Source organism: Cypionkella sp., assembly GCF_030652235.1.
Lineage (GTDB): Bacteria > Pseudomonadota > Alphaproteobacteria > Rhodobacterales > Rhodobacteraceae > Cypionkella.
Genome location: NZ_JAUSBA010000040.1, coordinates 21469 through 36020, shown reverse-complemented (window position 1 = coordinate 36020; position 14552 = coordinate 21469). Strand labels below are relative to the sequence as shown.

The window sequence follows — 14552 nt, the reverse complement described above, 5'->3', positions numbered from 1 at the left end:
GGGCCGCAATCAGCTCTTGATGCCGATGGATTCCGCCAGATCAGTGGCTTGTTCACAATCGCCGCACAGGCTTTGCAATGTCTTCAAATTCGCCATCGCGGCATCGGTCTGGCCAAGCTCAAGATACATCTCGCCCTGATATTCCAATGCGCCAAGATGACCGGGATTGATCTTCAGAGCCGCGGTGTAGGACATAGCCGCGACATCCATATTGCCCAGTTTGCGATTGGCAAAGCCGCGCAGGTTCCAGGCATCGGCGTTTTGCGGTTCTTCGCTGGTGATTTTATCCAACAACGGCAGGGCGGCGGCATATTGTTCGGCGTCGATCTTGGCTTTGGCGTCGGCATAAGCGGGGGCGGAGTCGGTTTCGCTGCTGTCATCCGAGCTGCCCGCGGCCATCGCCGGATCCAGCGCCATCGACAACAGACCGAACAGGCCGATGAGAACATAAGCAAGGATATGAGGCATTCTGACTTCTCCCTTTAGATGCGCCAATGCTAGCCGATTCGACGATTTTGCCGCATCAAGCCTATGTGACATGGCAATATTATGCCAAATCTTCAGAATTATGCCAAACATTCAGAAATCAGCACCTGACGGATCGAACGAGCGGTTTTATCGACGATCTCGGTCAGTTCGGCATCGCTGCAGTTATAGGGCGGCGCGAGGATGACGATGTCGCCGTTCACGCCATCCACATTTCCACTCACCGGGTAGCAGATCAGGCCATTCTGCATCGCAGCCGCACGGATTTTTAGCGCCAGTTTGCGCTCGGAGGTGAACGGGCGCTTGCTGGCGCGGTCGGCCACCAGCTCGGTACAGATGAAATGACCCCGGCCGCGAATATCGCCGATGGCATCCACCCCGTGCAGCGCATCGGCGAGCCAGCTTTTCAGGCGGGCTTCGTTGGCGGTGACTTTTGCCAGCAAGCCTTCGCGCGCGATGATGGTTTGCACCGCGACCCCGGCAGCGCAGGCAGCGGTATGGCCGGTAAAGGTGTGGCCGGTGCCGAATGCGCCGTCGCGGGCGCGGATCGCCTCCCACACTTGCGTGGTGCAGATTGCGGCACCCAGCGGCATGTAGCCAGCGGCCAGACCCTTGGCAATCGACATGATGTCAGGCTCGACCCCGTCACGTTCCAAGGCGCGCCAAGGCCCGGTGCGGCCTGCGCCACACATCACTTCATCGGCGATCATCAGCACACCGTATTTGCTGCAAATCTCGCGCACGCGCTGGGCATAGGTTTCGGGGGCGGGCACACAGCCGCCAGCAGCCCCGACCACGGGTTCAAAGATGAAGGCGGCGATGGTCTCGGGGCCGTGGGCGAGGATGGCGGCTTCGAGCTCGGCCGCGCAAGCCTCGCCTGCGGACTCAGCCGTGGCCCCGGCGATCGGGCGATAGGCGTTGGCAGGCGAGAGTTTGATCGAGGGAATGAACGCGCCCTCATAGGCGGCGGTGCGTTCAGCAAAGCCCGACACGCCCAAGGCACCCAAAGTGTTGCCGTGCCACGAGCGTTCGCGGCTGATGAAGCGGCGGCGGGATTTCTGACCGATGGCGGTTTGGTATTGCAGCGCGATTTTCAGGCAGCTTTCAACGGCTTCTGAGCCGCCGGTGACAAACACCATCTCGCGCAGGGTGCCGCCGCAATGGCCCCGGATAATCTCGGTCAATTCCTCTAGGGCGTCGGTGCTGAAGTTATAGCGGTAGCCATGCGCGATCTGGCCCAGTTGGGCGGTGATGGCGGCGTTGACCTCGGGGTGGGCATGGCCAAGGCAATAGACGGCGGGGCCACCAGAGCCATCGATGTATTGCTTGCCGCTCGAGTCCCAAAGATAGCTGCCGCGCCCGTGGGTGACTTTCGGCAAAGCGGCGGTGGCGGTCAGGGCGTCGGGTTTTGCGGTCATGGCGGGCCTTTTGATTTTGGCCAACATGGCAGGGCAGGGATTGCTCGACAAGGGGCGGAAGGAGGTTGCTTGCGGGGGGCTGCGCGCCGTAGCCTTGTGGAAATTCGGAAGGAATTCATGGGTCGTCTTGGTGTGTTTTCTGCTTTGTTGTCCGAGGTGTCGATCAGCGCTTTGGTGGTCTTGCGTCGGGGCGCTGCTTGAGGGCGGGGAAGCCTCCGGCGGGCGTATTTGGCAAAGAGCAATGGTTTGAAGACGGTTCCGGCTGGAGGGGCGGGATTTGGCCCGGTGGTCAGGCGCTGCCCTATGTTGGGCGTGTTGTCTTCCTGCCAGGATTAGGCTTGCAACGTCTCGCGCTGCCAGCCGTTTTGAAATTCTACCCGGTCGCAATCGGTGAAGGCGGCCCAGCGGGAAAGTTCGGAGTCAAGTTTGGCAATGCGGCCCGCGCCCAGTTTCACCCCGGCTTCGGGCCAGAAGGCTTTGACGCGCAGGGTGCGGTCGTCGCGGAAGGCTTTGCAATCTATCCGGCCGATCAGGCGGCTGCCTTCCAGCACGGGGAAGACGTAGTAACCGTATTGGCGTTTGGCTTCGGGGACGAACACCTCGATGCGATAGTAAAAGCCGAACAGGAACTCGGCGCGGTTGCGGTCGCGCAGGGCAGGATCGAACGGCGAGAGGATACGCAGGCGGCTGGTGGGTTCGGGCGCGCTTTCGGCATGGCTTAGCACATCGGGGCGGGCGTAGCTGCGTTGGCGTTGGCCGCCCGCACCTTCGATCTCGATCTCGATGATCTCGCCACGGGCGAGGGCGGTTTTCACCCAAGCCTTGACCTCATCGGGTTTCAGCGCGTGCCAGTAGGCGCGGAGTTCGGTGGCGTTGGCGAAGCCGAGGTTATCGAGCGCCGAGGTGCAGGCCCAGTGGGTCATCGTCTCCAGATCGGGCGGGGCGGTGCGATGGGCATGAGGGATGACACGTTCGGTCAGGTCATAGATTTTCTGAAAGCCGTTGCGGCCTGCGATGGCAAGTTGCCCGGTGCGCCACAGCCATTCCAGCGCGGTTTTGGAAGGGTGCCAATCCCACCAACCGCCTTTGCCGCGCACCTCGTCTTGGCCGACATCGCTGGTTGTCACGGGGCCATCGGATTCAATCCGGCGCAGGATGGTGTCGAACTGCGCCTCGTAGCCATCACGGAACCATGATTTCCAGTTGTTGTGCAGCCGTTCGGTGTCGCGGGCAAAGCGGTGGTGCCAATGGCGGTGCAGATGCACGGGCAGGATCGAGGCGTCATGCGTCCAATGTTCAAACAGCGCGCGGTCGGTTTCCAACAGGGATTTCAAGGCGGCGGGTTTGTAGCTTTGGCGACGGCTGAACAGGATCATGTGATGCGCGCGCGCCACGGTGTTGATGCTGTCGACCTGCACGAAACCGATGCGGTGAATGAGATCGGCGAGGGCCGGGCCGCTGGCTGGCCCCGTGGGCGCCTCGGCCAAAGCGTGGCGGTGCAGGAACAGGCGGCGGGCGGCGGGGTTTGTCAAAAGCGGCAGCATGTCGCAGGGGTAGCAGGCCCGGTGGAGAGGTCAACAGCGACGTTTATTGCCGCCTCAGCGGCATGTCGTAACATAGTGACATATTGGCGGGGACATTGTGACCAAATCGGTTGATTTAACAGGTTGATCGCGGCGCGGTCTGGCCCCAATTTAAGATGTATCCCCAAGGAGTTCTGGATGACGCATGACACGCCGCTGATCGCGATTATTGCCATAGGTCTGTCGATGGCCTTTTTGCTGGGGCTGGTGGCGCATCGGCTGCGATTGCCGTTGATCGCAGGTTATCTGATGGCGGGTGTCATCATCGGACCGTTCACGCCGGGCTTTGTCGCGGATCAGGATCTGGCGAATGAGTTGGCCGAGATCGGGGTGATCTTGCTGATGTTCGGGGTGGGCTTGCATTTCTCGCTGAAGGATTTGCTGGCGGTGAAGGCGGCGGCGGTGCCGGGGGCTTTGGGGCAGATCGCGGTGGCGACGGCTGCCGGGATGGGCTTGGCTTGGGGCTTGGGCTGGAGCATCGGCGCGGGGGTGATCTTTGGGTTGTCGCTGTCGGTGGCCTCGACCGTGGTGCTGTTGCGGGCGCTGCAATCGCGCGGCATTTTGCAGGATGAAACCGGCAAGCTGGCGGTCGGCTGGCTGATCGTCGAAGATCTGGTGATGGTGGTGGTGCTTGTGCTGATCCCGCCGCTGGCGGGCCTGATGGGTGGCGTGACGGTGCCGGTCGAGGGTGAGGCGGCGGAGGTCGCCAGTTGGGGCTTTGGGCCGTTGGGGGCCACGCTGCTGCTGACCGGGGTGAAGGTTGCGGGCTTTATCGGCCTGATGCTGATCGTGGGCGCGCGGGTGATCCCGATGGTGCTGCATTACTCGATGCACACCGGGCAGCGCGAGTTGTTCCGGCTGGCGGTTCTTGCGATTGCCTTGGGCGTGGCTTATGGCTCGACGGTGTTCTTTGGCGTCAGCTTCGCGCTGGGGGCGTTTTTCGCGGGGATGGTGATGGCATCTTCCACCCTGTCGACGCAGGCTATGAAGGACACACTGCCGCTGCGCGATGCGTTTGCGGTGCTGTTCTTTGTGTCGGTGGGGATGTTGTTCAACCCATCGGTGATCTGGACGCAGCCTTGGGCCTTGGTCGGCACTGTGGCGATCGTGATCGGCATCAAGTCGATTGCGGCTTACGGGCTGATGCGCTGGTTTGGCCATGATCGCTCGGCTGGGTTTGTGCTGGCGGCATCGCTGGCACAGGTCGGCGAGTTTTCGTTCATCCTGATCGGGATGGGGGTAAGCTTGGAGATCGTTCCGGTGGGCGCGCGCGATTTGGTGGTGGCGGCGGCGCTGGTGTCTATTCTGGTCAACCCGCTGCTGTTCCATCTGTCGGATCGTTATGCGCCTAAACCGACTCTTGAGGCGGTTTAGGTGACGGGAACGCGGCTTGTCCGACTCTGCGCGCGGGTCTAGGCTTTGCCCTGAGGCCCGGGCGGCGGGTCGGTTCAGGGAGAAATTTCATGGCATCTGTTTCCATTCATCCATCGGTTGATGGCGGTGTGAAGCCGGGTAAGGCGGGCTTTGCGGGCGGCACATTGACCTGTCATTGCAAGACCGATCCTGTGGTGGTTGAGATCGGTTCGGATTGTCTGCACAACCATGTTTGCGGCTGCACCAAATGCTGGAAGCCATCGGGGGCTACGTTCTCGATGGTGTCGGTGGTAACTTCGGATAACGTCAAAGTTACAAAAAACGCCGATAAACTGGCGGTGGTGGATGGTTCGGCACTGATCCAGCGCCATGCCTGCAAAGGTTGTGGCGTCCATATGCACGGGCCGGTGACGCGGCCAAACCATCCGTTCACCGGGCTGTCGTTCATCCATACCGAATTGTCGGGGACCGAGGGCTTTGCTGCGCCCACCTTCGCGGCGTTTGTGTCTTCGGTGATCGAAGGCGGCACGGACCCTGCGAAAATGGACGGCATCCGGGCGCGGCTGAATGAGTTGGGCTTGCCGCCCTACGATGCTTTGTCACCGGGGCTGATGGATTACATTGCAACGTTTACCGCCAAGGCGAATGGGGTTTTGAAGTAAGCACAAGGGTTGGTCTTGCCAGATTTGGCCGCAGACAAATCTGGCCGCGCCTGCCTGCCCTCGGCAGGCGCGTTTCCGCGCGAGCCAAGTCAGGCGCGGCCAGATTACTAGGCGACGGTTTGCTGCACCACACCGCTTGCTCGACGCCGTTCCGCCTTACGCGCAACGAGCCGGAAAACGCTCCACCGGAGCGTTTTCTTTCGGTCTACAGTCAAACAGACTTCGGCACCTTCTTCATCGTCAGCTTGCGCACCACGACGTAGAACGACGGCACCATGAAGATGCCCAGCACGGTGGCCGAAAGCATACCGCCCAACACACCGATGCCGATGGCATTTTGCGCGCCTGCACCCGCCCCGGTGGCCATGGCAAGGGGCAGCACACCAAGGATAAAGGCCAGCGAGGTCATCAGAATAGGGCGCAGCCTTGTGCGGGCGGCCTCAAGTGCTGCTTGCACCGGGGTTCGGCCGTGGGTTTCCAATTCTCGGGCGAATTCGATGATCAAGATGGCGTTTTTCGCGGCCAGACCAATCGTCGTCAGCAGGCCGACCTTGAAATACACGTCATTCGACTGGCCAAACAGCCATGCCGCCAGCAGCGCGCCCAAGATGCCGACCGGCACTGCCAGCATCACCGAAAACGGGATCGCCCAGCTTTCATACAGCGCCGCCAGACACAGGAACACCACCAGCGCCGACAAAGCGTAAAGGTAGGGCGCTTGGTTGCCGGATTGGCGTTCTTGATAGGACAGGTCGGTCCATGCCACGCCGTAACCGCCGGGCATGGCTGAGGCCAGTTCCTCCATCTTGTCCATCGCCTCACCCGACGAGGTGCCATCGGCTTGCGAGCCGTTGATCTGCACCGCGGGCAGTGCATCAATCCGGGCAAGGCGGGGCGCGACCGGCGCCCATTCGGTTTTCGAGAACGCCGAGAACGGCACCATCTCGCCGTCGGAATTGCGCGCGAACCATGCCAGCACATCCTCGGGCTGCATCCGCGAGGCAGCGGCACCCTGCACAATCACCGGGCGCAATGCGGTGCCAAGCTGGAAATCATTGACCTCATCGCCTGCGAAGACCGTCGAGAGCATCGCGTTTACTTCGGTTAAAGACACGCCCAAAGCGGCTGCCTTTTCCTGATCAATCACCAGCTTTAGCGCCGCTTCGTCTTCCGATGCGCCGCTGCGCAGGTTGGTCACGCGGCCGCTGTCTTCGGCTTGTTTGATCAACTCGGCAGCGGCGGCGAACAGGGCATCGTTGCCCGCACCGGATTGATCGACCAGATACATCGAGAAGCCCGCCGAGTTGCCAAGGCCCTGAATTGCGGGCGGTTGGTTGAACTGCACGGTGCCGGCACGCAGGGATTTGAACTTGGCATTGGCACGGGCGGCAACGGCAGAGGCTGACAGATCAGCGCTGGGGCGTTCGTCAAAGCTGCGCAGTTTCACAAACACCATGGCCTGATTTTGCCCGGTGCCCGCAAAGCCAAAGCCCATGGCGACGAAGGTGGATTCCACCGCCTTTGTTTCCTCGGTGTTCAGATAGTCTTCGACCTGCCGCACCACATCCAGCGTGGCTGCGGTGGTGGAGCCTTGCGACAGCGAAATCCGCGTCATCAGCACACCCTGATCTTCGGATGGCAGGAACGAGCCGTTGATCTGGCTGTAGATCACACCGACGCCACCGCTGACGAGGCCCAGCACCAGGATCATGGCGAAGGGCCATTTCAGGATACGGCCCAAGAGGTTGGCATAGCCACGGGTGGCGGCACCGAAGCCGGTGTTGAACCAGCGGGCGGGGGTGCTGAACCAACCCGCTTCATTGGGTTTGTGCGGTTTCAGCATGGTGGCGCACATCGCAGGCGTCAGGATCAAAGCGACAGCGGCGGACAGCAGCATCGCCGAGATGATAGTGACCGAAAATTGTCGGTAAATCACCCCGGTAGAGCCCGACGAGAACGCCATCGGCAGGAACACCGCCGACAGCACCAGTGCGATGCCGATCAACGCTCCGGTGATCTGGGTCATGCTTTTCTCGGTCGCCTCAACCGGGGGCAGGCCCTCTTCGGCGATCACGCGTTCGACGTTTTCCACAACAACGATGGCGTCATCGACCAGAAGGCCAATCGCCAGCACCATGGCAAACATGGTCAGCGTGTTGATCGAATAGCCGAGCACCCCCAGCACCGCGAAGGTACCCAGCAACACAATCGGCACCGCGATGATCGGGATCAGCGTGGCGCGCCAGTTTTGCAAGAACACAAGGATCACAAGGAACACCAGGCCGATGGCTTCCATCAGCGTGTGCTCGACCTTTTCGATCGAAAGCTCGACGAAGGGCGAGGTGTCATAGGCATAGGCGATCTCGACGCCTTCAGGCAAAGCGGCTTGCAGGTTGGCCAAGGTGGCGCGCACGGCGGCGGCGGTATCGACCGCATTGGCCCCGCTGGCCAAATTCACCCCAAAGCCCGAGGCATTGGCACCGTTAAATCGCGAATCGCCGCCGTAGGTTGCTTTGCCGATCTCGACCGTGGCCACATCGCCCAGCCGCACAGTGTTGCCCGCGGCGGTGGTGGTCAGGCGGATTTGCTCAAACTGTTCCACCGTGGTCAACTGGCTTTGCGCGGTAATGGTGGCGGTGAATTGCTGGCCAGGGGTGACGGGCTGCGAGCCCAAGGAACCGATAGAAACCGTGGTGTTCTGCGCCTGTACCGCGTTCACAACATCGGCGGGGGTCTTGGCAAACTCGGCCAGCTTCATCGGATCCAGCCAGATCCGCATCGCATAGCCCGAACCAAACGAGTTGATCGACCCCACGCCATCGGTGCGCAGAACCGCGCCTTCGACGGTCGAGGACATGATGTCGCCCAGTTGCACCGTGCTGTAGCGGCCATCTTTCGACACCAGCGCGCCCACCAGCAGGATCGACGACGACGAGCGGCTGACGTTTACGCCGGAATCCTGCACCGCATCGGGCAGGCGGCGGGTGATTTGATCAACCTTGGCCTGCACATTGGTCTGGGCGTCATCAGGATCGACGGAATCGTCAAAGGTCAGCGTCAGGGTGGCGCGGCCGGTCGAAGACGAGCCCACGGTATAGAGCAGCCCTTCGAGCCCGGTCAAACCGTCTTCGATGGTCTCGGTGACCGAGGTTTGCACGGCCTCTGCGGTGGCCCCCGGATAGCTGGCCGAGACGCGGATCGTGGTGGGGGCGATGTCGGGGTATTGTGAGACGGGCAGTTGCAGCAGCGAATAGGCCCCGGCCAGCATCACAACAATCGCCAGAACCCATGCGAAAACCGGGCGGTGAATGAAAAAACGCGCCATGTTTTAGTTATTCCCGGTGGTGAGGGCAGGTTTGCTGGCATTGGCGGCTGTTTCCGGGTTGGCGTCATGCACCACACCGTCAGCATCAATTGTGACAGGCACGGGTTTGATCGCAGTCCCGTCGCGCAGATTGGTCAGGCCATCCACGATCACCAGATCGCCGTCTTCAATCCCGCCGGTGATGATCCAGGCATTGTCTTGGCTGCCGGAACTGGTCAGGGCCACCTTTTTTGCCACGCCATCCTTGGCGACAAACACCGTCAGCGTGCCGTCGGAATTGCGACCCGTCGCCCGCTGCGGCACCAGTTTGGCGCTGGTGGTGCCAAGCGTCAGTTGCACGCGCAGGAATTGCCCCGGCAGGATCAGCCGCTTGGGGTTATCAAACTGCACCCTAAGATCGAAGGTGCCTGTGCTGGCCGAGACCACGTTGCCAAGCACCACCACGGTGCCTTCGCCGTCATAGGTCTGGCCGTCCTCCAGCACCAAAGCCACGCCGACCTTGGTGCCCATCTTAAGACTGCCATCGTCGATCTGCGCGCGGATGCGCAACATTCCGGCGCTGGAATCGCTGACATCAATGTAGATCGGGTCCAGCCTTGTGACGGTGGCCAGAGCGTCGGTTTGGTTCGCGGTGACCAATGCGCCGATAGAGACATTGGAGATGCCCGCGATGCCCGCGATCGGGCTGCGCACGGTGGTGCGATCCAGATCAAGTTGTGCCACATCAACGGCGGCCTGCGCTGCGGCATAGCTTGCGACAGCGGCGGCAGCGGTGGCTTGGGCGGTTTGCAGATCGGCCTTGCTGACCGCACTGCCTTGCAGCGTCATGTAGCGATCCACCGTGGCTTGGGCGGTGTCGCGCTGCACCATCGCCCCCGCCAAAGCGGCTTTGGCCGAAGCGAAGGCTGCGACATAGGTTAAATTCTCGATCCTGAACATTGGATCGCCGGGGTTGAGGTTGTCACCTGCGGCATAGAGGATTTCTTCGACCACGCCACTGACGCGGGCCCTGATCTCGCCGGTCTCGAAGGCGACCGCGCGGCCGGGCAGGGTGCGGATATAGGGCACTTCCACCGTTTGCATGGTGACGGTGCCCACACCGGTCGGCCCCTGTGGCACCCCACCCGGTGGAGTTTGTGCCGTGGCCTGTGTTGTCAGCAAAAGCAAAGATATCAAAGAGATGAACCTAAACCGCCGAAAAGCGATGCGCGAGCTTTGGGCGGGCGAGAGATGCAACATATGAGGTCCATTTATGATTATTCAGAAAGCAAGACTGGGCGAGACTGATGGGGGCGAGCTATACAGGAGCCCCAAACAGACGCAAAGTTACGTCTAAGATAAACCTTTTACGCGGCGCGGAAAGGTTTCCGTCGCGATTGGTCCGAAATGAATCGGGTGCTGCGCAAAGCTGCGCCGAAAAGCGCCGTGTTAGGCCCGGGTTGCCGCAATCCGACAATGGCCCGCGCGCGGGCTGGCATCGCCACGCTCTGGCCCTCGGCTTGGATGTGGCGGACGTCGAGATCGCGGCTAAACAGGCGCTCCCCCCCCCGCCGCATCGCCAAGGCATTGAGGATAGACGCAGTTATTAGCCGCTGCTGCTCGCACGCAGGTGGGTACTGGCCTGAGCGCAAAGCAAAAGGCCGGGAGTGGTGATCCCGGCCTTTGCGTTCAATGCACACAGATCAGCGCGCCAGCAGTGCCTCGACAATGCGGTCAGCCGCTGCTTCTGCAGTCAGATCGGTGGTGTTTACCACGATTTCAGCAGCTTCCGGAGCCTCATAGGGGCTGTCGATGCCGGTGAAGTTCTTCAACTGACCGGCGCGGGCTTTCTTGTACAGCCCCTTCACATCGCGGCTTTCGGCGACCGCCAAGGGGGTATCGACATAGATTTCGATGAACTCTCCGCCCGCCATCAGATCGCGCACCATTCGGCGTTCGGATCGGAACGGCGAGATGAAGGCGGTCAACACGATCAGACCGGCATCCGTCATCAGCTTGGCAACCTCACCCACCCGGCGGATGTTTTCCACCCGGTCGGCATCGGTGAAGCCCAGATCGCGGTTCAGGCCGTGGCGCACGTTGTCGCCATCCAGCAGGAACGTGTGCTTGCCCAAGGCGTGCAGCTTTTTCTCAACCAGATTGGCGATGGTCGATTTGCCCGAGCCGGAAAGCCCGGTGAACCAGACCACGGCGGGCTTTTGGGTTTTCAGCGCGGAATGCGCGTCACGGTCTACATCCACCGCTTGCCAATGGATATTCTGGCTGCGACGCAGCGCGAAATGGATCATCCCGGCGGCGACGGTGGCGTTGGTCATCCGGTCAATCAGGATGAAACCGCCCAGATCGGGGTTGGTCGCATAAGCTTCAAACGGAATAGCGCGGTCAATCGACAGGTTACAGACCCCAATCGCGTTCAGACCCAAAGTGCGGGACGCTAGATGTTCCAGCGTGTTAATGTTCACCTCATATTTCGGCTCTGTCACTGTGGCGGTCACGGTCTGGGTGCCGATTTTCAGCAGATACGGACGCCCCGGCAGCATTTCATGCTCGTCCATCCACACCAAGGTTGCCTCAAACTGGTCGGCGACTTCACAAGGCTCATCTGCCTTCACGATCACATCGCCGCGCGAGCAGTCAACCTCATCGGCGAAGGTGATCGTCACCGATTGTCCGGCAATCGCCTGATCCAATTCGCCGTCATAGGTGACGAGGGATTTAACGGTCGTGGTCTTGCCCGAAGGCAGCACCCTAATCGCATCGCCAGGCTTGATCACGCCCGCGCCGATCTGGCCCGCAAAGCCACGGAAGTCGAGGTTGGGGCGGTTGACCCATTGCACTGGCATCCGGAACGGCACGTCCAGCATCCGCGCGTCATTGACGGGTGCGGTTTCCAGATGTTCCATCAGCGTCTGGCCGGTATACCATGGCATCTGGGTGGAACGGGTGATCATATTCTCGCCCTTCAACCCCGAAATCGGGATCGGCAGGAAGTTTTCCATGCCGATCTTCTTGGCGAAGTGGCTGTAATCCTTGACGATTTCATTGAAGCGTTCTTGGCTATAGCCGACCAGATCCATCTTGTTGACGGCCAGCACGACGTTCTTGATGCCGAGCAGTTTTACCAGATAGGAATGCCGCCGGGTCTGGGTCAGCACGCCTTGGCGCGCATCAATCAGGATCACGGCAAGATCGGCGGTGGACGCCCCGGTCACCATGTTGCGGGTGTATTGCTCATGCCCTGGTGTGTCGGCGACGATGAACTTGCGCTTGTCGGTGGCGAAGAAACGATAAGCCACGTCAATGGTGATGCCCTGCTCGCGCTCCGCCGCCAGACCATCGACCAGCAAAGCAAAATCAATGTCTTGACCTTGGGTACCCGAGGCTTTGCTGTCACGCTCTAACGCCGCAAGCTGATCTTCAAAGATCATCTTGCTGTCGTAAAGCAGCCGCCCGATCATGGTGGATTTGCCATCATCGACCGAGCCGCAGGTGATAAAGCGCAGCATGGTTTTGTGCTGGTGCTTCACCAGATAAGCGTCGATGTCGTCGGCGATCAACTGGTCGGTGACGTAGATCGGGTCCACTTGGGTATTCGTGTTGGCGGTCATTTAGAAATACCCCTCTTGTTTTTTCTTCTCCATCGAGGCGGCTTGATCATGGTCAATCGCGCGGCCTTGGCGTTCTGACGTGGTGGTCAGCAGCATTTCCTGAATGACTTCGGGCAAGGTGCGGGCTTCGGATTCCACAGCGCCTGACAGCGGGTAGCAGCCCAAAGTGCGAAAGCGCACCGATTTCATTTCGGGCACTTCACCGGGGGCCATCGGCATCCGGTCATCATCAACCATGATCAACAGGCCGTTGCGTTCGACCACGGGGCGCATTTCACTGAAATACAGCGGCACAATCTCGATGCCCTCAAGATGGATGTATTGCCAGATATCGAGCTCGGTCCAGTTTGAAATCGGGAACGTCCGGATGCTTTCGCCCTTGGATTTGCGGGTGTTATACAGCTTCCACAGTTCTGGCCGCTGGTTCTTCGGGTCCCAGCGGTGGTTGGCCGAGCGGAACGAAAACACCCGCTCTTTCGCCCGCGACTTTTCCTCATCGCGGCGCGCGCCTCCAAAGGCCACGTCAAAATTATACTTGGTCAGCGCCTGCTTCAGCCCTTCGGTCTTCCACATATCGGTGTGCGTCGGGCCATGATCAAACGGGTTGATGCCTTTTTCCAACGCCTCGGGGTTCTGGTAGACGATCAACTCCATTCCGGCCTCTTGGGCGGCGCGGGCGCGCAGCTCATACATGGCGCGGAATTTCCACGTGGTGTCGACATGCAACAACGGGAACGGCGGCGGAGCCGGATAGAAGGCTTTTTTCGCCAGATGCAACATGCAAGCCGAGTCTTTGCCGACCGAATACAGCATCACCGGGTTTTCGGCATTGGCCACCACTTCGCGCATGATGTGGATGCTTTCGGCCTCAAGCCGCTGCAAATGCGTCAGCGTGCTGGCGGAAACGTCCTTCGTGGCGCCAGTTACGGCTGGGGTGCTGGTGGTCATCATCGGCTTCCTTCAACATGGGCTGGTGCTATGTGGCAATATTCATCCGCCCGCACCAGCGGGGGCATTGCCAAACGGTCAAAATATCCAAGAATGTTGGCCCAGATTGCGCTTGGGCGGGCGAGAACCGGTGCAAAGCGGTGGCGCGGCGGCTGATTTGGTTCCAACATTGCAGCGAAAGCTGGAATACCCTTCTTTTCTGGCGGGTGCCGCGCAGAAACGCCCGCAAACCTGTGCGGGGGGAGCTGCGCGCCTAGTCATCTGCTGTCACCAAAACTCATCGTCCTCGCCAGGCTGGTTTGAACCACGCAAAACACTCCGGCCCCAAAGGCCAAGTGTCATTTATGTGAAAGTTATCGACCATGCGCGGGGCGTCAAGATATCTTTGCCCATGCAAGGAAACTTGAGGTTTCGCTGTGGCGCCGCACCGTCGATTACAGCCCTGGCAGCACCAGCACCTCGGCCCCGCCCGCTAAGTTAAGCCAGATATTTGGCGAAATGCGCCGAAGTCCGCTCTTGCGCCAGCTTGGCCGAAGTCGCGTCATACGACCCACGCGCATCGCAGTTAAAGCCATGGTCGGCGTCGTAGATGTAGAGCGGCAATTCAGGCCGAGACGCTGCAAATTCCCGCACTTTATCCACCGGAATATGCCCATCCTTCGCGCCGAAATGCAGCATCGTCGGGCAGTTTGGCTGCAATTCTGTCAGCCCGAGCACGCCGCCGCCGTAATAGCCGACCGCGGCCGATAGCCCCGGCAGTTCTGCTGCCGCCGACCATGCCAAAGTACCGCCCCAGCAGAAACCGACCACGCCGACCTTGCCTGCCTCTGCTGCAAAATCAATCGCAGCGGCAATGTCCAACAGCGCGGGGCCACTGGCCACCTTAGCGATCATCGCATAGGCGCGCGGCATATCCTCGGGCTGATAGCCCGATTGAAACCCCGGCTCGGCGCGGTCAAACAGCGCAGGCGCCACCGCCAGATAGCCCTCGGCTGCATAGCGATCGGCTACGCTGCGGATATGGGCGTTGACGCCGAAAATTTCTTGCACCACCACGATGCCGCCCTTTGGCACACCCACGGGTCGCGCCACATAGGCGTCACAGACAAAGCCATCGCTGGCCGTCAATCGCATATCTTCACCCATAG

10 protein-coding genes are annotated in these 14552 nt (G+C 60.6%); 2 read left to right on the top strand and 8 right to left on the bottom strand.

The genetic code is table 11. The features are described 5' to 3' along the window. Window positions 1-9 precede the first annotated feature (9 nt). The 3 genes from Q7V03_RS13305 to Q7V03_RS13295 form a co-directional block, all read right to left on the bottom strand. Complete coding sequence (locus tag Q7V03_RS13305; protein ID WP_304926076.1) at window positions 10-468, bottom strand: tetratricopeptide repeat protein; 459 nt, start codon at window positions 466-468, stop codon at window positions 10-12. Between the two features lie 98 nt (window positions 469-566). Continuing rightward, window positions 567-1904 carry an aspartate aminotransferase family protein gene (locus Q7V03_RS13300; RefSeq protein ID WP_304926075.1) on the bottom strand — a complete coding sequence of 446 codons (1338 nt, stop codon included), beginning with the start codon at window positions 1902-1904 and terminating at the stop codon, window positions 567-569. A gap of 332 nt (window positions 1905-2236) precedes the next feature. Next, window positions 2237-3448, bottom strand: a complete 1212-nt coding sequence (locus tag Q7V03_RS13295; RefSeq protein WP_304926074.1) for a winged helix-turn-helix domain-containing protein — start codon at window positions 3446-3448, stop codon at window positions 2237-2239. A 177-nt stretch (window positions 3449-3625) separates the two neighbouring features. On the opposite strand from Q7V03_RS13295, the gene Q7V03_RS13290 reads away from it, so the two are divergent. Beyond that, entirely contained in the window at window positions 3626-4861 is a 1236-nt protein-coding gene (locus Q7V03_RS13290) for a cation:proton antiporter (RefSeq protein ID WP_304926073.1), read from the top strand. A gap of 89 nt (window positions 4862-4950) precedes the next feature. Further along, window positions 4951-5523 (top strand): S-(hydroxymethyl)glutathione synthase, encoded by a 573-nt coding sequence (gfa, locus tag Q7V03_RS13285; protein ID WP_304926072.1) that lies wholly within the window; start codon window positions 4951-4953, stop codon window positions 5521-5523. 211 nt (window positions 5524-5734) lie between these two features. Here gfa and Q7V03_RS13280 read toward each other — a convergent pair whose 3' ends face one another. The 5 genes from Q7V03_RS13280 to Q7V03_RS13260 all read right to left on the bottom strand — a co-directional run bounded on the left by Q7V03_RS13280 (window position 5735) and on the right by Q7V03_RS13260 (window position 14550). Continuing rightward, window positions 5735-8848 carry an efflux RND transporter permease subunit gene (locus Q7V03_RS13280; RefSeq protein ID WP_304926071.1) on the bottom strand — a complete coding sequence of 1038 codons (3114 nt, stop codon included), beginning with the start codon at window positions 8846-8848 and terminating at the stop codon, window positions 5735-5737. 3 nt (window positions 8849-8851) lie between these two features. Further along, on the bottom strand, window positions 8852-9946 hold the full coding sequence (locus tag Q7V03_RS13275) for an efflux RND transporter periplasmic adaptor subunit (RefSeq protein WP_304926070.1): 1095 nt from the start codon (window positions 9944-9946) through the stop codon (window positions 8852-8854). A gap of 584 nt (window positions 9947-10530) precedes the next feature. Then, window positions 10531-12456 (bottom strand): sulfate adenylyltransferase subunit CysN, encoded by a 1926-nt coding sequence (cysN, locus tag Q7V03_RS13270; protein WP_304926069.1) that lies wholly within the window; start codon window positions 12454-12456, stop codon window positions 10531-10533. Beyond that, window positions 12457-13404 carry a sulfate adenylyltransferase subunit CysD gene (gene cysD, locus Q7V03_RS13265; RefSeq protein ID WP_304926068.1) on the bottom strand — a complete coding sequence of 316 codons (948 nt, stop codon included), beginning with the start codon at window positions 13402-13404 and terminating at the stop codon, window positions 12457-12459. 477 nt (window positions 13405-13881) lie between these two features. Beyond that, the gene (locus Q7V03_RS13260; protein WP_304926067.1) at window positions 13882-14550 is read right to left on the bottom strand and encodes a dienelactone hydrolase family protein; all 669 of its coding nucleotides are present in this window, start codon (window positions 14548-14550) and stop codon (window positions 13882-13884) included. Between the last annotated feature and the right edge of the window lie 2 nt (window positions 14551-14552).

Coding starts and splice junctions, on each gene's coding strand:
- cysN (WP_304926069.1), bottom strand. CDS start 12,456: ATGACCGCCAACACGAATACCCAAGTGGACCCGATCTACGTCACCGAC.
- Q7V03_RS13305 (WP_304926076.1), bottom strand. CDS start 468: ATGCCTCATATCCTTGCTTATGTTCTCATCGGCCTGTTCGGTCTGTTG.
- Q7V03_RS13260 (WP_304926067.1), bottom strand. CDS start 14,550: ATGGGTGAAGATATGCGATTGACGGCCAGCGATGGCTTTGTCTGTGAC.
- gfa (WP_304926072.1), top strand. CDS start 4,951: ATGGCATCTGTTTCCATTCATCCATCGGTTGATGGCGGTGTGAAGCCG.
- Q7V03_RS13280 (WP_304926071.1), bottom strand. CDS start 8,848: ATGGCGCGTTTTTTCATTCACCGCCCGGTTTTCGCATGGGTTCTGGCG.
- Q7V03_RS13295 (WP_304926074.1), bottom strand. CDS start 3,448: ATGCTGCCGCTTTTGACAAACCCCGCCGCCCGCCGCCTGTTCCTGCAC.
- Q7V03_RS13290 (WP_304926073.1), top strand. CDS start 3,626: ATGACGCATGACACGCCGCTGATCGCGATTATTGCCATAGGTCTGTCG.
- Q7V03_RS13300 (WP_304926075.1), bottom strand. CDS start 1,904: ATGACCGCAAAACCCGACGCCCTGACCGCCACCGCCGCTTTGCCGAAA.
- cysD (WP_304926068.1), bottom strand. CDS start 13,404: ATGACCACCAGCACCCCAGCCGTAACTGGCGCCACGAAGGACGTTTCC.